General features: G+C 45.3%; 12 protein-coding genes. 8 read left to right on the top strand and 4 right to left on the bottom strand.

The genetic code is table 11. From position 1 onward, the window contains the following. Window positions 1–93 precede the first annotated feature (93 nt). The gene (locus tag MCT08_RS04550; RefSeq protein ID WP_172532004.1) at window positions 94–1,104 is read left to right on the top strand and encodes a substrate-binding domain-containing protein; all 1,011 of its coding nucleotides are present in this window, start codon (window positions 94–96) and stop codon (window positions 1,102–1,104) included. Between the two features lie 183 nt (window positions 1,105–1,287). Here MCT08_RS04550 and galM read toward each other — a convergent pair whose 3' ends face one another. The 4 genes from galM to galE all read right to left on the bottom strand — a co-directional run bounded on the left by galM (window position 1,288) and on the right by galE (window position 5,961). Beyond that, entirely contained in the window at window positions 1,288–2,352 is a 1,065-nt protein-coding gene (gene galM / locus MCT08_RS04545; RefSeq protein ID WP_274677958.1) for a galactose-1-epimerase, read from the bottom strand. Window positions 2,353–2,355: 3 nt separating this feature from the next. Then, the gene (gene galK / locus MCT08_RS04540) at window positions 2,356–3,516 is read right to left on the bottom strand and encodes a galactokinase (protein ID WP_274677957.1); all 1,161 of its coding nucleotides are present in this window, start codon (window positions 3,514–3,516) and stop codon (window positions 2,356–2,358) included. Between the two features lie 78 nt (window positions 3,517–3,594). After that, window positions 3,595–4,647 carry a UDP-glucose--hexose-1-phosphate uridylyltransferase gene (locus tag MCT08_RS04535; protein WP_274674581.1) on the bottom strand — a complete coding sequence of 351 codons (1,053 nt, stop codon included), beginning with the start codon at window positions 4,645–4,647 and terminating at the stop codon, window positions 3,595–3,597. Between the two features lie 294 nt (window positions 4,648–4,941). Continuing rightward, window positions 4,942–5,961, bottom strand: coding sequence for a UDP-glucose 4-epimerase GalE (galE, locus tag MCT08_RS04530; RefSeq protein ID WP_274674580.1), 1,020 nt, complete (start codon window positions 5,959–5,961; stop codon window positions 4,942–4,944). 393 nt (window positions 5,962–6,354) lie between these two features. Between galE and ebgR the strand changes: the two genes are divergently transcribed. The 7 genes from ebgR (at window position 6,355) to ygjK (ending at window position 18,689) form a co-directional block, all read left to right on the top strand. Beyond that, entirely contained in the window at window positions 6,355–7,338 is a 984-nt protein-coding gene (gene ebgR / locus MCT08_RS04525) for a transcriptional regulator EbgR (protein WP_168786561.1), read from the top strand. 323 nt (window positions 7,339–7,661) lie between these two features. Then, window positions 7,662–10,763 carry a beta-galactosidase subunit alpha gene (ebgA, locus tag MCT08_RS04520; RefSeq protein ID WP_274677956.1) on the top strand — a complete coding sequence of 1,034 codons (3,102 nt, stop codon included), beginning with the start codon at window positions 7,662–7,664 and terminating at the stop codon, window positions 10,761–10,763. A 3-nt stretch (window positions 10,764–10,766) separates the two neighbouring features. Then, complete coding sequence (locus tag MCT08_RS04515) at window positions 10,767–11,219, top strand: beta-galactosidase subunit beta (protein ID WP_168521189.1); 453 nt, start codon at window positions 10,767–10,769, stop codon at window positions 11,217–11,219. Window positions 11,220–11,396: 177 nt separating this feature from the next. Further along, window positions 11,397–12,821, top strand: a complete 1,425-nt coding sequence (locus MCT08_RS04510) for an amino acid permease (RefSeq protein WP_168780568.1) — start codon at window positions 11,397–11,399, stop codon at window positions 12,819–12,821. A 569-nt stretch (window positions 12,822–13,390) separates the two neighbouring features. Beyond that, window positions 13,391–14,824 carry an amino acid permease gene (locus tag MCT08_RS04505; protein WP_176312806.1) on the top strand — a complete coding sequence of 478 codons (1,434 nt, stop codon included), beginning with the start codon at window positions 13,391–13,393 and terminating at the stop codon, window positions 14,822–14,824. A 409-nt stretch (window positions 14,825–15,233) separates the two neighbouring features. Further along, complete coding sequence (gene ygjJ, locus MCT08_RS04500) at window positions 15,234–16,298, top strand: protein YgjJ (protein ID WP_274674578.1); 1,065 nt, start codon at window positions 15,234–15,236, stop codon at window positions 16,296–16,298. A gap of 15 nt (window positions 16,299–16,313) precedes the next feature. After that, window positions 16,314–18,689 carry an alpha-glucosidase gene (ygjK, locus tag MCT08_RS04495; RefSeq protein WP_274677955.1) on the top strand — a complete coding sequence of 792 codons (2,376 nt, stop codon included), beginning with the start codon at window positions 16,314–16,316 and terminating at the stop codon, window positions 18,687–18,689. Window positions 18,690–18,820 lie beyond the last annotated feature (131 nt).

Below are 18,820 nucleotides of genomic sequence, written 5' to 3'. Positions count from 1 at the left end.
TTTGAGATCGCAAATATCAATATGAGTGCATTGTTCATTTGCGTTATTTTCACAGCCATTGTTAAATGCCTACATAAAATAGAGAGGCACAACATGGCGACGATTAAAGATGTGGCTCGTGAAGCTGGAGTTTCAGTAGCAACAGTTTCACGTGTGATCAATAAATCTCCAAAAGCGAGTCAAACATCGATTGATTCAGTGACGGCGGCAATGAGTAAATTAGGTTATCGCCCTAATGCGGCCGCTCGAGCTTTGGTAAGTCAAAGTACTGATACCATCGGTGTATTGGTCAGTGATGTTTCAGACCCATTTTTTGGCACTTTAGTCAAAGCGGTCGATAACGTAGCTCACGATAATGGCAAACATCTGCTGATTGGTAACGGCTACCACCGCGCAGAAGAAGAACGCCAAGCTATTGAACTATTAATCAACAGCCGCTGTGATGCGTTCGTTATTCATTCCAAAGGCTTATCCGATCAAGAATTGGTTGCTTATGCAACGGAAGTGAAATCAATGGTGCTAATCAATCGATATATCCCTGAATTAGCAGAGCGCTGTATCTCACTTGATAATGCCAAAGGTGCTTACTTGGCAACCGAATATCTGATACGCCACGGACACCGCAAGATCGCCTACATAGGCTCTTCACATAACATTGAAGATGCGACTGACCGCTGCGCAGGCTACAAAGCTGCATTGAAAGATCACGCTATTGAGCTGACCGCGAGCTATATCGAGTCGTCAGACCCAAATAGTGAAGGCGGTGAACAAGCGATGACCAACTTACTGATCAAATCACTCGATATCACCGCCATCGTTGCCTACAACGACAATATGGCTGCTGGTGCATTAAATATCCTAGAAGAAAATGGAGTCAAAAGCCCTGAAGAGATTTCAGTGATCGGCTTTGATGATGCTTTAATTGCGCGCTATGTACGCCCAAGACTAACCACCATTCGTTACCCAATTGAGATGATGGCAGAAAAAGCTGCCAAATTGGCATTACATTTAGCTCGTGGCGATGTGATAGAAAAAGAGCCGATGATCTTTTCCCCTACTCTAGTCAGACGTAACTCTGTAGAGAAATGTGATCAAGATAAATAAGAGACAGCAATCTATAGCAAATAGAGCGTTACCTTTACCTATCAACAGCAGTCGAGGGCGAACTTATTATTCGCCACTCTTCAACAAAAAAGGCGAGCTAATTTAGCTCGCCAAATAGGCCATCAACACCATTTGAGCAATGATTGCGCTCCCTCTCAGTACAATCATTGCCTCTTAACTTCATTAAAACTCAAACAGATAAGTCGTTTGATGTTGATAGTGCTCCCCACAATTGAGTAGCCCGTTATTTTTTCCCCACTCAGGGTGATTCGGCCCATCAGGGAAATATTGGGTCTCTAACGCTAAGCCATCATAACGTTGGTATAACTTAGATGCCCCTGGCGTCTCTGCAAGAAAGTTACCCGAATAAAACTGTATCGCAGGCTTGGTGGTTTTAACTTTCATTACCACGTCTTTACTCGGAGAGATCAGAGTCACCACGGTTTCTTTGCCATCATTTTTACCGTCAGCAAAAATAAAAGCATGGTCATAGCCTCCGGCCATGTTCTGATCATCATCCGATAAAAAATCACGGCCAATAACTTTACTCTGGGTGAAATCAAAACTCGTACCAGCAACAGCACGCAACTCACCGGTTGGTATTAAATCGTCACTGGTTGGCAAATAGCGATCAGCATCCATATGCAAACAATGATCGATACTCTTCGCATCCGAGTTTTCCCCAGCCAAATTAAAATAAGCGTGGTTTGTTAGATTCACAGGAGTGATTTGATCAGCTTCTGCGTAATAATCAATATGGAGTGCATTATCGTCAGTAAGCGTATAACACACTTTAATATCTAGATTCCCCGGGTAGCCTTGGTCACCATCAGCGGAATACAATACAAAAATCGCTCTGTTGTGTTGTTGAGACTCAATAACCCAACGGCGCTTATCAAAACCAATCAGCCCACCATGCAGTGAGTTAGAGCCGTTATTGACCCCTACTTGATAAGTATGATCGCCGATGGTGAACTGCCCTTTTGCGATACGGTTAGCATAGCGACCGACAATAGAACCAAAATACGCGCCCTGCTTCATGTGTTCGCGCATATCCGGTGAACGCAGCAGTACCTCACGCGGTTTACCTTTCACAGGCAACACACAGCTAAGCCAAGTCGCGCCAATATCCATCAATGAAACACTCATACCATTAGCATTGGTCAAATGAACCAAGCGAGCTGGCATGCCATCAAACGATGGCGCACTCGCCATCGCTTCTTCTAGCTGTGAAAAATAGTCAGACATCACTTATAAAACCTCAACCAAGCCTGCACCTTCTTTCGCTTGGCAAACATAAATCGATTCTTTTAAGCCAGTCGCTGCTTGATATTTCTGCTCAACGGTTGTTTTGATTTCATCAACCAAGGCTGGTGGCACCAAGGCCACAATACAACCACCAAAACCGCCACCAGTCATACGCACGCCACCTTGCTCGCCGATCACGTCTTTGACCATATCAACCAGCGTATCAATCTCTTTAACCGTGATTTCAAAATCATCACGCATTGAAGCATGCGATTCAGCCATCAACTCGCCCATCCGTTTCATGTCATGAGTGCGCAGAGCTTGAGCCGCTTCAACCGTACGGTCATTTTCAGTAATCACGTGACGAGCGCGTTTCGCGACCATTTCATCTAACTCAGACTCTTTCGCTTTAAACTGTTCAATAGTCACATCACGAAGTGCTGGAACACCAAAAATGCGCGCGGCCTCTTCACACTGCTCACGACGCGTGTTGTATTCACTGTCAACCAAACCACGTTTCTTGTTTGAGTTGATGATCACCACCGCCATATCTTCGGGCATAGAGACTGCGGTTGTTTCTAGGCTACGACAATCCAGAAGCATCGCGTGGTTTGCGCGCCCTTCTGCAGAGATCATTTGGTCCATGATCCCGCAGTTACAGCCGACGAATTCGTTTTCGGCTTGCTGACCATTAAGCGCCACTTCGGCTTGGCTGATCTCTAGGTTATAAAGCACCTTGAATGTCTGACCAATAACCACTTCCAGTGCCGCTGAAGAACTTAAACCCGCACCTTGAGGAACGTTGCCTGTTACAGAGATATCTGCACCTGTAAATTCAAAGCCACGACCTTTTAAGCACTTCACCACACCACGAATGTAATTAGCCCACATCTTGTCTTGTTGGAAGGTGATCTCTTGAGTTAGGTCGAACTCATCGACTGCATTACCGTAGTCCACCGATACTACACGTACAATGTTGTCGTCACGTTTAGCCGCTGCGACTACCGTTTGGTAGTTAATGGCACACGGTAGAACAAAACCATCGTTGTAGTCAGTGTGCTCACCGATCAGGTTCACACGGCCTGGAGCTTGGATAATATGGGTCGCTTGGTAACCAAGGACTTGCTCAAAAGATGCTTTCACATTTTGGATTAGGTCAGACATAGTAGTGTTCTCTCTTCGTACTTAATTATGGCGAGCCACTTCATTGAGCCTTATTGAAGTGACTCTAAATATTGTTCTTTATTGTTCTTTATAGTGAATATCACTCAGTTCACGCAGACGCTGCGCCGCTTGTTCCGCGGTAAGATCACGTTGACTTTCTGCTAGCATTTCATAACCGACCATGAACTTACGAACGGAGGCGCTACGTAACAGTGGCGGGTAGAACAGCGCATGCAACTGCCAGTGATCGATATCAGTGCCTTCTTCGAAAAATGGCGCATAGTGCCAGCCCATGGAATATGGGAATGAACATTGAAACAAGTTGTCGTAACGGCTGGTTAGCTTCTTAATCGCAACCGCTAAATCATCACGCTGCTCATCGGTGAGTTCACTCATACGGCGAATATGTGTTTTTGGTAGCAACATGGTTTCAAATGGCCACGCAGCCCAGTAAGGAACCACAGCAATCCAATGGTCAGTTTCAACCACCGTACGAGAGCCGTCTTTCATTTCAGCTGCAACGTAATCCACTAATAGATTAGAACCTTGTTGTTCAAAGTACTCTTTTAGCAATTTTTCTTTGCGTTCAATTTCATTGGGTAAAAAGCTATTTGCCCAGATTTGACCATGTGGATGTGGCTGAGAGCAGCCCATTGTCTCGCCTTTGTTTTCAAAAGCTTGAACCCACAGATAATCCTTACCCAGCTCTTCAATCTGTTCATTCCACGTATCAATCACACCGCGAATCTTGTTTACTGGTAACTCTGGCAGCGTTTTGCTGTGGTCCGGAGAGAAACAGATCACGCGGCTCAACCCACGTACACCTTGAGTCTTGAATAGAGGGTTATCAGACTCTGGAGCGTCAGGTGAATCAGGCATCAGCGCCGCGAAATCATTATTGAATACATAAGTACCGTCGTAATCTGGGTTTTCATCACCCGAGATACGCGTATTGGTTGGGCACAAGAAACACTCTTTCTCGTACACAGGAAGCTGCGCGGTCGATGGCTTTTCATCTTGGCCACTCCACGGACGTTTCGCACGGTGCGGTGATACTAAGATCCACTGACCCGTTAATGGGTTATAACGACGGTGTGGATGGTCTACTGGGTTAAATTCAACTTTTGACATGTTTAGATTGCTCTCAAATTTTGTGTCTTGGTCAATTCACCAAGATGAATAATTCTTCTACAAGTAGATTCCCTATCACGCTCGTCCCTCGCTGTAGGGAATGACGTTCAGAAATCGTAGTTTTAAAATTCGTCATTCCAGAATCGAGGTTCGAGATATCTGGAATCTCTCTTCATCTGTATTCCCCAAAGAAATTGGAGTTGCAGCTAGGCAGCAAGATTTCCAATATCCATGAGCATAGATCTTCTATGTGATTGGAATTGGTAAGCGCAGCTAACAACGCTGCGGCTTCAATTACGAAGGGGAATAGCCGTTCGGGTTATTCGACTGCCAATTCCACGTATCCGCCGTCATCTCCATCACGCTGCGAGTCGCTTTCCAACCTAACTCACGCTCTGCTTTTTCTGTGCTTGCCCAACATTCTGCAATGTCACCAGCGCGGCGTGGGCAAAGTTCATAAGGTACGGGCTTACCTGATGCTTGTGCGAAGGCGTCAACCATCTCAAGCACACTCGACCCCTTACCTGTACCTAGGTTGTAAATATGCAACCCCGCTTTCTCACCAACCGCTTTTAGTGCTGCAACGTGACCATCGGCTAAATCCATCACGTGGATATAGTCACGAACACCAGTACCATCAATCGTTGGGTAATCGTTTCCAAATATAGAAAGCTTCTCTCTGCGGCCAACTGCAACCTGAGCAATAAACGGCATCAAGTTATTGGGAATACCTTGAGGATCTTCACCCATAGTGCCCGATGGATGTGCGCCAACTGGGTTGAAATAACGCAGTAAAGTCACGCTCCAATCCTTCTCCGCGCTGAACAGATCGCTTAAGCACTCTTCCACCATATATTTGCTGCGACCATACGGGTTGGTTGTTGCGCCAGTTGGTGAGTTCTCGGTAATGGGCACCACTTCTGGGTCACCGTAAACGGTAGCAGAAGAACTAAATACGATACTTTTCACACCCGCTTTCTTCATGCTTCGAGCTAACACCAATGAGCCATTGACGTTGTTATCGTAATATTCCAGTGGTTTAACAACCGATTCACCGACTGCTTTTAAGCCTGCGAAATGAATAACAGATTGGATATCGTTTTCTAAGAACACGCTATCTAGAAAAGATTGGTCACGAATATCGCCAAGATAAAAAGTTGGCCGCTTGCCAGTTAAGGATTCGATTCGTTCCAGCACTAGCTCTTTGCTATTGCAAAGGTTATCAACAATGATTGGCTCCATACCTGCCTGTATCATTTGAATGCATGTATGACTTCCGATGTAACCCATGCCGCCTGTAACCAGTACTTTCACAATCAACCTCTCTTTGTCGTCATTCGTGGGCTAACTCGAACTGATATTCAGCTCAGTAGCACCGTATATCAGAAATAGTAGCAGCCATTTTGACTATAATTCTGTGATCAAAACCACGAAGTGTAAACGTTTACACTAACTTTCATCATTGTAATTGAACATGGCATAGAGATAACCCAGGTTAAATTAAAGCTAATCTATTGAATTTTAATAAGATAATTATAGATGGTTAGATTTTGTACATCATAGAGGAGTTAAGCATTTATTTTACTAAAAGTTAATGCAATGACTTTCAGTTTGATTACAATAGGTCTGCAGAATAAAGAGGTGCATTGCTTTTTTACTAAATACCAATTTCAAAGCAACGCAATGTTCCAATAACAGGAAGTGAATATGGCAACATTAAAAGATATCGCGACTGAAGCGAATGTATCATTGGCTACAGTTTCAAGGGTTCTCAATGAAGATCCTACATTAAACGTCAAGGAAGAGACTAAAAGGCGTATCTTTGAAATTGCAGAGAAGTTGGAATACAAAACCAGCAGCTCACGAAAAGCAGTTAGCAATAAAAAACAAAATCACCACTTCCTTGCCTTGTATAACTACAAACAAGAAGCTGAGGTTAACGACCCTTATTACCTATCGATTCGCCACGGGATTGAAACTCAGTGTGAAAAAATGGAAGTTAAGCTAACCAACTGTTATGAAAGTAAACTACACATCAACTCAAGCCCTATCACCGGTGTACTTCTGGTAGGCAGAATGACACCAGAGGTTATCGAGCAAGCCAAAAAGCTGAGCGATAATATCTGTTATGTCGATTTTACTGATCATTCAGAACCTTATGACTCTGTCGATATCGACTTGGCTTTGATCAGCAAAGAGATCACCAACTTCTTTATCAACCAAGGCTATGAGCGCATCGGCTTTATTGGTGGACAAGACGACGTCAACACCCCTGACATTCGTGAAGTCGCCTTTGCTGAATATGGCAGCCTCAAGAACGTTGTCAGTGAACAAGATATCTATCGTGGTGACTTCTCTAGCTCTTCAGGTTACAAGCTTGCAAAACAGATGCTCGCGACGGGCGACTACCCGAAAGCCATGTTTATTGCGTCAGATTCCATCGCAATTGGCGTTTTACGAGCGATTCATGAGCACGGATTGCACATTCCTGAAGACATTGCGCTGATCAGTGTAAACGACATCCCAACCGCTAAGTTTACCTTCCCATCTTTATCAACAGTTCGTATTCACTCTGAACTGATGGGAATTCAAGGTGTTAACCTTCTGATAGAGAAAGCGCGCGACGGCCGTACCATCCCATTACGCGTCTATGTACCAAGCAAACTCAAGCTGCGAGACACAACAAAATAATTAAATATATCAAATAGATAAACCAAGGCTACCTTTGTTAAAGGTGGCCTTTTTTGTGCCCATCACATACATCAATGTACACATTCCCCCCTCTTTAACCTGCTTCATAAAACAGCCAATAGCATTCTTTTAAGTGGATCACACAGCACCGCAAAAAGACCATAAAAAACGTGATGGAGTTAAAGTAAAACGTTTTCACCAATTTCATTTAGTAAAACTTTTACTAATAATTACCTCAGTCCAACATACTCGTATTCACTACGACCCAATTACGCATAAGAACGTCGGTCAGCAAATTGCATCTAGGCCGAGAGAGAGGCAACGTGAACAACTGGGAAAACTTCCTGAACTTACATGAGAACCGTATGGCACCGCGTGCATACTTCTTCTCATACGCATCAGAAAAGAATGCAAAAACGTTTCAGCGTGAACTTAGCAGCCACTTCCAACTATTGAGTGGCCAATGGAATTTCAGCTATTTCACCAATCCACTATTGGTTCCTGAAGAGTTCTACTCTCAAGAAATGAAAGACTGGGGCCACATTACGGTTCCAAACATGTGGCAAATGGAAGGCCACGGCGATCTTCAATACACAGATGAAGGTTTCCCATTCCCAATTGATGTACCTTTCGTACCATCAGACAACCCAACAGGCGCTTACCAACGCTCTTTCTTCCTTGGCGAAAGCTGGGGCGAGAAGCAAACCATCATCAAATTTGATGGCGTTGAGACTTACTTCGAAGTTTACGTAAACGGTGAGTACGTAGGTTTCAGCAAAGGCAGCCGCCTAACCGCCGAGTTCGATATCTCTAGTCACGTAAAAGCAGGCAACAACCTACTTTCTATTCGTGTAATGCAATGGGCCGACTCAACCTACATTGAAGACCAAGACATGTGGTGGACGGGCGGTATATTCCGTGACGTTTACCTAGTAGGTAAAGAACAACTGCACGTTCAAGACGTTACAGTTCGCACTGACTTCGACGATGCTTACCAAAGCGCAACCCTATCGTGCAAAGTGGAACTAGAAAACTTAGCTGCAGCGACAAACGCAACCCTTGAGTACGCATTGCTTGATGGCAATCAAGTTATCTCGCAAGGCTCAGTAGATAACCTCACCGTCGACGGCAGTGCGAATACTCAATTCTCTATTGATGTGGTTAACCCAGTTCAATGGAACGCTGAAAACCCTTACCTGTACCAACTGCTACTGACGCTGAAAGACGCTGACGGCAAGGTGCTGGAAGTGATTCCACAACGCGTTGGTTTCCGTGACATTAAAGTTCGCGATGGTCTGTTCTACATCAATAACAAATACGTGATGCTGCACGGCGTGAACCGTCACGACAACGACCATTTAAAAGGTCGTGCTGTCGGCATGGATCGCGTAGAGAAAGACTTGATATTGATGAAGCAGCACAACATCAACTCAGTACGCACTGCGCACTACCCGAACGACCCACGCTTCTACGAACTGTGTGACATCTATGGCCTATTCGTGATGGGCGAAACCGATGTCGAAACACACGGCTTTGCTAACGTTGGCGACCTAAGCCGCATCACTAACGATGCAGCATGGGAAGCGGTGTTTGTCGAACGTATCGAACGTCACATCCACGCTCAAAAGAACCACCCTTCAATCATCATGTGGTCACTGGGCAACGAGTCTGGTTACGGCTGCAACATCCGTGCTATGTACGATGCGGCAAAAGCAATTGATGACACGCGTCTGGTTCACTACGAAGAAGACCGTGATGCTGAAGTAGTCGACATCATTTCAACCATGTACTCACGTGCTCAACTGATGAATGCCTTCGGTGAATTCCCTCACGAAAAACCACGCATCATCTGTGAATACGCACACGCAATGGGTAACGGCCCAGGCGGGCTAACCGAATACCAAAACGTGTTCTACAAGCATGATGCGATTCAAGGCCACTATGTTTGGGAATGGTGTGACCACGGCATTCTAGCGCGTGATGAAGCGGGCACTGAATTCTACAAGTATGGGGGTGACTACGGTGACTACCCGAACAACTACAACTTCTGTATGGATGGTTTGATCTACCCAGACCAAACTCCAGGCCCAGGCTTGAAAGAGTACAAGCAAGTTATTGCCCCAGTGAAGATTCGCGATTTCGATGCACAAACGGGCACCTTCACCGTCGATAACAAATTTTGGTTCTCAAACATTGATGACTACACCATCACTGCGGAGATCCGTGCTGAGGGTGAAACCATTGTGGTACAACATATCAAGGTTGAAGATCTCGCTGAAAACTCTAGCCGTGAACTGACTCTAAACTTGCCAGAGCTTGATGAGCGAGAAGTGTTTGTGAACTTTACGGTTCGTAAGAATTCCCGGACTTCATACAGCGAAGCGAACCACGACATCGCTGTTTACCAATTCCAAGTGAAAGAGAACACAGCACAGCTAGAAGCGTTCACCAATAACAATGCAACAGTACTGAATGTTGAAGAGTCTCGTCTCGCTTACTTAATCAAAGGTCACAACTTTGCGCTGAACTTCTCGAAAGTGAACGGCAAGCTGACGTCATGGTTAGTCAATGGCGAAGAGATGATTAAGTCTGAACCACGAATCAACTTCTTCAAGCCAATGATCGATAACCACAAGCAAGAGCACGATGGTTACTGGCAACCTGCACACCTACAGATCATGCAGGAGCACTTCCGCACACTGGATGTTGAACAGGTTAACGGCAAGATTGAAATCACCACCACAAGCATCATTGCTCCGCCAGTCTTCGATTTCGGTATGCGTTGTGAATACCGTTACCAAATCAATACTGAAGGCCACCTAAACGTAGAACTGAGTGGCGAACGCTACGGTGAGTACCCGCACGTGATTCCAGTAATTGGTTTCGATATGGGCATCAATGGCGACTTCGACCAAGTTCAATACTATGGCCGCGGCCCAGAAGAGAACTACCAAGACAGCAAGCAAGCCAACATGATTGATGTATACCAATCAACGGTTGCAGATATGTTTGAGAACTACCCGTTCCCACAAAACAACGGCAACCGCCAACACGTTCGTTGGGCTGCGCTTTCAAGCCGTGCTGGCAATGGTATTGCGGTGAAACCACAACAAGAAATCAACTTCAGCGCGTGGTTCTACACCAACCAAAACTTGCATCAAGCACAACACACGATTGAGCTAGAGAAGAGCGGTTACATCACGCTAAATCTAGACCACCAAGTTATGGGCTTAGGTTCAAACTCTTGGGGCAGTGAAGTGTTGGATTCTTACCGCGTGTACATGGATGAGTTCCGTTACGGCTTAACGCTAATTCCATTCCAAGCAGGCGATTGCGGCGCGCAACACCTAATCAATCACAACTTTGGTGACGAGTTCTTCACGGTGAATACGCCAAAAACTCAACCACAACAAAACGAGGCATAAGCGATGATCGTTTTAGACAACCTAGAGCAATTTAAAGTCGTTTACCGCGACGGTCGTAAATGGCAACGCTGTATAGAAGCGATTGAAAACATTGGCAACATCAAAGATGGCGTGATGTATTCCATTGGTGACTCACTGGCTTACATGATTGAAGACGGTGTCGCTCGTAACACTGAAAACTTCACCGGTAACCGCCGCTACTTTGATGTGCACTACTACTTGGAAGGTCGTGAAACAGTTGAGTTTGCAGATAAGTCTCAACTTGAACAGACCCAAGCTTACAGCGATGAAACTGACCGTGAACACCTAATGGGTAACGGCGAGACTCGTGAGTTAGTTGAAGGCCAAGTGGCGATCTTTGATAACAGCAAAGCTTACCGCTTTCACGGTGATAACCGAGTTCGCAAAGTGGTACTGAAAGTGACTATCGAAGACGGTTACTTCCTCAATAAATAACCGACATTAAGTTACTGAAGCCAAACAGCCGAAAGTAGCAACAACAAGATCTATTCACAGTGTGACTGAGGCTTGCCGTTCAAGGCTCAGTCACACTGCAAACGCCTTTATGCTTCTTCCCTACAAGGAAGCATAGAGAAATGACGACTATAATTACGTGATTCCTTGGAGGACACTATGTCTGAATCTGTGCGCGGTAAGTTAGGCAAATTTGCCTTGCTTTCCATGACATTTGCAGCGGTATTTAACGTTCGCAACATCGTAAACAACAACATCGAATTGGGATTAAGTTCTGCTCCTATCTTTTTGCTTGCGACCCTTATTTACTTCATTCCGTTTGTGTTCATCATTGCAGAATTCGTATCAGCAAATAAAAATTCAGAGTCAGGCATGTACGACTGGCTTAAAAAGCCACTGGGTTCTAAAGCTGCATACTTGGGCTCATTTTTGTACTGGTTCGTAAACCTATTCTGGTTTGTATCTCTGCTACCTAATGTTATCGCTTATGCGTCTTACGCGATGCTTGGCTACGAATACGCCTTCTCTCCATTTGTCACATCAGTGATCTCGATTGTTCTGTTTGCAGCAGCAACACACATCTCAACCAAGGGGGCGAGCTGGCTAGGTAAGATCTCTGAAATAGTGGCTTACGGTGTATTCGCATTGTTTGCGATCTACGTTATTGGTGCACTAATGGCACTGGGCGGCAACCATGAACCAGTAGAACCAATCACACTTCAGGCAATGACACCGACCATTAACTGGGCAACACTAGGTATCATGTGCTGGATCTTCCAAGCAGCTGGGGGGGCAGAAACTGCAGCGGCATACCTAAACGATGTAAAAGGCGGTCACAAGTCTTTCATCAAAGTAATTATCGGGGCGGGCATCGCTATCGGTTCAATGTACGCCGTAGGTTCGCTACTGGTAAACGTGTTCGTTGCTCGTGAAGACTTAACTTACGCCGGTGGTATGGTTCAAATCTTTACTGGTATGGCGCAATTCTTCAATATCTCTGAATCTCTCGTTGGCCGTTTCGTTGGTATCGTACTGTTCGTTGCTATGTTTGGCTCGATGATGATGTGGACGGCAGCGCCTGTAAAAATCCACTTTTCTGAGATTCCTAAAGGCGTTTACGGTGAGAAAACGACAGAGCTTAACGAACACGGTGTTCCAGTTCGTGCAGCATGGTGGCAGTTTGCGTTCGTATTCGTGATGCTTGTAGTTAACGGCTTCGGCTCTGAATCAGTACAAGACATGATGAACACTGCAATCAACCTGACAGCAGGTACTGCAATGTTACCGCCTATCTTCATCATGGTGGCGTACTTTGTATTCCGCTTGAAGCATGACGATACACCGCGTGATTTCCGCATGGGTACTCGAGTTCAAGGTATGGCTGTTGTATCTGTACTTATTGGTATCTTCGTTGTGAGCATGACTGCATCGGCATTCCCAACAGGTGTTGACCTAGTTCAAGCCTTCTTTATCAACGTATTCATGACAGCGGTATTCTCTGGTATTGCTTGGTGGTGGATCTCCCGCTTTGAAAAAAAGCAGGCAGATAAAGATGCAAAGCTAGAAACGGCTAAGCAATCGTAACACTCCGTATTAGCTCAAATCCCAAAGCGCCTATTAAGGCGCTTTTTTTATTTTAAATCAAACAATTAAATATAAAATAGAAAAATAAAAACGTCGTTCCGTCAAGGTTTCACTTCACGAAAAACACCAATTAATAGGTAATAAAACTCGAATAAAAACAAAGGTAAAATATTAACTAAATTTATTTACCCAAGGTCACATATTTGATCAATTTAGATTAACTTCCCGCCGCTTAATCTTTAATCTTCTTGCTGAAGAGACAAACTGACTAATATAAAAAAGCAACACAAAGTCCCTACAAGCCTTATAAATAGTCACTCATGAAACAAGCAACCTCTTCAACGAACGTCTTAATCTTTAACTCTTTGTTTTGGTAATAACTTTACTGAAACACCAGAAAAGGAAAGTACAAAGAAGTCCGATCGTAAATCTATCAAAACAACAATGAGCCCCCTGACAAAACAAAGCGGGTGTTTGCCAAACCAACATAACAATAAAAGTGCGGCCTAGAGCTTCCCTCTCTAGGACCAAATTATAACGATCATCAACGTGATTCACCGGAGAACATCATGTCCGAAAATAAACGCAGTACGATAGGCAAATTTGCCCTACTGTCTATGACCTTCGCGGCGGTATACAGCTTCAATAACATCATTAATAACAACATCGAGATCGGCCTTTCCTCGGCTCCGATGTTCTTTCTAGCAACCATCTTTTACTTTGTACCATTTTGTTTGATCGTTGCAGAATTTGTGTCACTGAATAAAGACTCTGAAGCGGGTGTTTACTCTTGGGTTAAAAGCTCTCTAGGCGGTCGCTGGGCGTTTATTTCAGCTTACACCTACTGGTTTGTTAACCTGTTCTTCTTCACCTCTCTGCTACCTAGAATCATCGCTTACGCGTCATATGCATTCTTAGGCTTTGAGTACATATTCACGCCAATCACCACCGCCATTCTGAGTACTATTTTGTTTGCGATCGCGACTCATATATCTAACAACGGCGCGAAATTACTGGGCCCTATCACCTCACTAACATCATCACTGATGCTGCTACTAACGATGTCTTACATCTTGCTATCTGGCGGTGCTTTAATTGGTGGTATCGAACCAGCTGACCCAATCACCATCGAAGCAATGACACCAAGCTTTAACTGGGCTTTCCTTGGTGTAATCACTTGGATATTCATGGCGGCAGGCGGTGCAGAATCAGTTGCGGTTTACGTCAACGACATCAAAGGCGGTCACAAATCTTTCGTTAAAGTAATCATCATTGCCGGTATCTTCATCGGTGCACTTTACTCGGTAGGATCTGTGTTAGCGAACGTATTTGTTGCTCGTGAAGAGCTTAAATTTACAGGTGGCTCAGTGCAGGTATTTGAAGGACTAGCAAGACACTTTGGCCTGTCTGAAATTTTGATGAACCGTTTCGTTGGTGTGGTTTCATTCACTGCGATGTTGGGCTCCCTACTAATGTGGACAGCGACACCGGTTAAAATTTTCTTCTCTGAAATCCCTAAAGGTATCTTCGGCGAGAAGACCGTTGCACTAAACAAGCAAGGCGTTCCTGAGCGTGCCGCATGGGTTCAGTTCTTCATCGTGATTCCATTGATGTTCATCCCAACGTTGGCGTCAGACACCGTTCAAGACTTGATGAGCACCATCATCAACATGACAGCAGCAGCTTCTATGCTACCGCCACTGTTCATCATGATCGCTTACCTTCACTTGCGCGTGAAACTCGACCATCTTCCACGTGATTTCCGCATGGGCTCCCGTACGGTCGGTATTACAGCGGTGTCGATTCTTATCGGTATCTTTACGGTTGGCTTCTTTGCATCGACCTTCCCAACAGGTGCAGACATCATGACCATCATCTTCTACAACATGGGCGGGATTATTATCTTCCTTGGCTACGCGTGGTGGAAGTACGGCAAATATGAAAAAAGCTTATCTCCAGAAGAGAAAAAACTAGAAGCAAAACCTGAACCGGCGAACGCTTAGTTTAACCCTGCACTCTGATTGAATATTTAAGGCACTCCCATTTAGTGAGTGCCTTTTTATTTGTCGGTACACTTCCACTCAATAGCTCCATTTCATCAAAGCCATTCAAGCAAGAAGATATTCGAGTCAACAATCGAACCGCCTATAAAATGACTCACCTCTCGAATAGCTACCCCACCCAGTCATACCTCTACACATTCAACTTAAAGTCAAAACAAAAACAAAGTAAACTTTTACTAAAAACAGATCACACTTTTAAACTAAATTAATTTTAAACATCAAAATTATCATTAATATCGGTTTTGCGATCGTAAGTAACCTGACCAATACGCCTTGAAGAGCACCCCATATTAGAAGTCAGAACTGCTTGCGAACCTTCATTCATAGCCCCGACACAGAAGTGATTAAAATGAAAAGTAGTTTTACTAAAACCACTCTTATTACAAGCTGTATTCTTGCTGCCTTAAGCACCACTACTCACGCGGAAGAGTCCGCAGCAAACCACAGTGATACTCAGCCTCCTAAAACAGAAACTGAAACCCTATTTAACTTTTATGGTGAACTTGGCCTTGGTGGTCATGTTGCACTAGAAGGTGATGACAAAGGCCGTTATGCCGATGGTACTTACATAGAAGCAGGTTTAGCCATCGACAATGGTAACTGGTTTGGTCTTGCTTACCTAGAAGGGTGGACAGTACAAGTCGACAATGAAGGGAATCCATGGGCTACAGGCCATGGTTGGGGTGGCTTTGAAGGTGGTTTTAACCGCTTTTACGCGGGCTACCGCACCGATGGTAAAACTGAATTCATCGTAGGTCGTATGGACTCCTCATTGGATGATGTTCAATGGTGGGGAGATGCAACAGTTGAGTATGGCTATACGATCTCAAACACCCGTGATGTAAACGTAGGTATAAAAATTCAAAACCTAGAAGGCAAGCTTCGCTACAGCGTTTCTTTCGCACCAGAATCTGACTTCTCTGAAGATGATGCTCTGATTCACTTCGGTAAATACGACAGATTCGCAGACCAATGGAAAGATAAGAACGCCATGGTCAATGGCTATCTTCAATACGACCTTACTGACGGCTTAACCCTAATGGGCGGCGGTGAAGTTCGTAATAACGATGGCGGTGAACTTCTATTATTGGGGGTGGAATACAAAAATGTGGCAGCCCGCGTATGGCACGACACAGACAAAGGCAACCAAGAATCGTTCGGTAGTGAATCAGGCTTTCAAACCAGTGCTTGGTACGAAGCCGCTCAGGGCGTTTACCTATCAGCCGCTTACAACTACGCAAACTTTGATGGCGACAATGGCGACAAAGAGATCACCTCTTACATCAATGCCGGTGTTTGGTACGAATACGGAAACGGCGCGTTTGCGACTGCTTTCGATAGCCGCTTTGGCGTCGGCAGCGACACTGAAATTGGCGACGCGCAAGTGTTCGCAATGCAATACTTCTACTGGTAATAACAGGAACTCACTATGAAACTGAACAAATCATTCGCAGCTATCGCTATTGGTGCAGCACTTGTTGTTACTGGTTGCGCGTCAAATACAGGCTCTGAAGAGCTTCAAGCAAACCAATTTAAGAACGTTATCGACCGTACTGGCTCACCTGAATACATGCGTGACTACGACTTCGATGACCATCAACGCTTCAACCCGTTCTTCGACCTAGGAGCATGGCACGGTCACTTGTTACCAGACACAGCAGAGGGCATGGGGGGCTTCCCAGGGACTGCACTGCTTACCGAAGAGTACATCAACTTCATGGCTGATAACTTTGACCGCCTAAGCGTGTTCAAAGATGGCAAAAAAGTCGCGTTCACCATGGAAGCTTACAGCTTACCGGGCGCATTGGTTCAGATACTCAAATCAGATGACGTAACGGTCGAGTTGACGATGCGTTTTGCTTCTAACCGTACCTCTCTGCTAGAGACTAAAGTCACCACACACTCTCCTGTTGAGTTAGTGTGGGATGGAGAACTGCTTGAAAAAACACACGCGAAAGAAGGCGTAGCGCAAACCGATAAAACCATTGCAGAGACTTACCCTGAGTACGACCGTCAAATCATTGCAACAGATGATGGCCTAAAGGTAACGTTCGGTAAAGTACGTTCAACGTGGGATCTACTGACCTCAGGTGAGTCTGAGTACCAAGTTCATAAATCGATTCCAACCCAAACCAAGGTGGATGGCCTAGCGTTTACTTCAACCGCAAGCATTGAACAATCAACGACCATCTACACCACATACTCGCATGTGCTAACCGCAAAAGAAGCGCAAGCGGAACAACCTAAAATCAAAAAGATCATGGCAAACCCTACCGACTTCTTAGCCGCATCTGAAGCACGTTGGGAAGGTTACCTAGAGATGGGTCTGACCAACCCGAATGCAACGCCAGAACAAGAGCGTGTTGCGGTTAAAGCGATGGAAACCCTAAACGGTAACTGGCGTGGCGCAGCAGGTGCAATGAAGTTTGATTCTGTGACCCCATCAGTAACGGCGCGTTGGTTTTCAGGCAACCAAACTTGGCCGTGGGACACATGGAAGCAAGCTTACGCAATGGCTCACTTCAACCCAGACGTAGCAAAAGACAACATCCGCGCGATGTTCGCTTACCAAATCCAAGCAGACGATGCGGTTCGTCCTTGGGATGAAGGTTACGTACCAGATCTACTCGCTTACAACCTAAGCCCTGAACGTGGCGGTGACGGTGGCAACTGGAACGAGCGTAACACTAAGCCTAGCCTTGCTGCTTGGGCGGTAATGGAAGTCTACAAGACCACCAGCGATAAAGCTTGGTTGGAAGAAATGTATCCAAAGCTAGTCGCGTACCATGATTGGTGGCTACGTAACCGTGATCACAACGGCAACGGTGTACCTGAATATGGTGCAGCGCGCGACAAAGCACACAACACACCTGAAGGCGAAATGTACTTCACCGTGGTTCGTGGCGATAAACACGAGACCATCATTGGCCAAAAAGCACTAAATGAAGTGATGGCTAAAGGTGATTACGATCGCATCGAAAGCCCAGCTCAAACAGCCGCTTCTTGGGAGTCTGGTCGTGACGATGCCGCAGCATTTGGTTTCATCGATAAAGATCAGCTAGACGCATACGTTGCTAATGGCGGCAAGCGCAGCGATTGGGACGTTGAGTTCGCTCAAAACCGCGATGAAGACGGCACATTGCTAGGCTATTCACTACTGCAAGAGTCTGTTGACCAAGCCAGCTACATGTACAGCGATAACAAGTACCTAGCAGAAATGGCTGACATTCTAGGTAAAAAGGCTGAAGCGAAAGAGTTCCGCGAAAAAGCGGAGCACCTATCGAACTACATCAACACTTGTATGTTCGACGAAGGCACTAACTTCTTTTACGACATTCGCATCGAAGACAAACCACTCGCCAATGGCTGTGCAGGTAAACCGATTGTAGAACGTGGCAAAGGCCCTGAAGGTTGGTCACCACTATTCAACGGCGTGGCAACTCAAGAGCACGCTGATGCGGTTGTCTCTGTGATGAAAGATACATCTGAGTTCAACACCTACGTTCCACTGGGCACAGCGGCGCTTTCTAGCCCAGCATTCGGCCCAGATATTTACTGGCGTGGACGCGTATGGGTAGACCAATTCTACTTCGGCTTAAAAGGTATGGACAGCTACGGTTACCGTGACGATGCGATCGAAATGGCAAGCGCGTTCTTTGACCACGCCGATGGTTTAGTACAAGACGGTCCTATCCGTGAGAACTACAACCCATTGAACGGTGAACAACAAGGCGCACCAAACTTCTCTTGGAGTGCGGCTCACTTGTACATGCTTTACAACGATTTCTTTACTGACACTCACTAACTATTCTCGACTAAAGCGCCTATAAATGGCGCTTTTTTTTTAAAAAAAAAGAAGAAGCATCATCATACCAATCATAGCCTGAAATCATGGATACTGCTTTATTGACTTTGAACAGAAGATACATAAATCGA

The sequence above is a fragment of the Vibrio aestuarianus genome, from assembly GCF_028858425.1.
Taxonomy (GTDB): Bacteria; Pseudomonadota; Gammaproteobacteria; order Enterobacterales; family Vibrionaceae; genus Vibrio; species Vibrio aestuarianus.
The sequence above is the reverse complement of the archived record's forward strand: the minus strand, read 5'-3'. Positions and strand labels throughout refer to the sequence as shown.

Bases quoted from the DNA above. Each gene is read 5' to 3' on its own strand.
- galM (WP_274677958.1), bottom strand. From the start codon at position 2,352: ATGTCTGACTATTTTTCACAGCTAGAAGAAGCGATGGCGAGTGCGCCA.
- ygjK (WP_274677955.1), top strand. From the start codon at position 16,314: ATGAAACTGAACAAATCATTCGCAGCTATCGCTATTGGTGCAGCACTT.
- galK (WP_274677957.1), bottom strand. From the start codon at position 3,516: ATGTCTGACCTAATCCAAAATGTGAAAGCATCTTTTGAGCAAGTCCTT.
- MCT08_RS04510 (WP_168780568.1), top strand. From the start codon at position 11,397: ATGTCTGAATCTGTGCGCGGTAAGTTAGGCAAATTTGCCTTGCTTTCC.
- ygjJ (WP_274674578.1), top strand. From the start codon at position 15,234: ATGAAAAGTAGTTTTACTAAAACCACTCTTATTACAAGCTGTATTCTT.
- ebgR (WP_168786561.1), top strand. From the start codon at position 6,355: ATGGCAACATTAAAAGATATCGCGACTGAAGCGAATGTATCATTGGCT.
- MCT08_RS04550 (WP_172532004.1), top strand. From the start codon at position 94: ATGGCGACGATTAAAGATGTGGCTCGTGAAGCTGGAGTTTCAGTAGCA.
- MCT08_RS04535 (WP_274674581.1), bottom strand. From the start codon at position 4,647: ATGTCAAAAGTTGAATTTAACCCAGTAGACCATCCACACCGTCGTTAT.
- MCT08_RS04515 (WP_168521189.1), top strand. From the start codon at position 10,767: ATGATCGTTTTAGACAACCTAGAGCAATTTAAAGTCGTTTACCGCGAC.
- MCT08_RS04505 (WP_176312806.1), top strand. From the start codon at position 13,391: ATGTCCGAAAATAAACGCAGTACGATAGGCAAATTTGCCCTACTGTCT.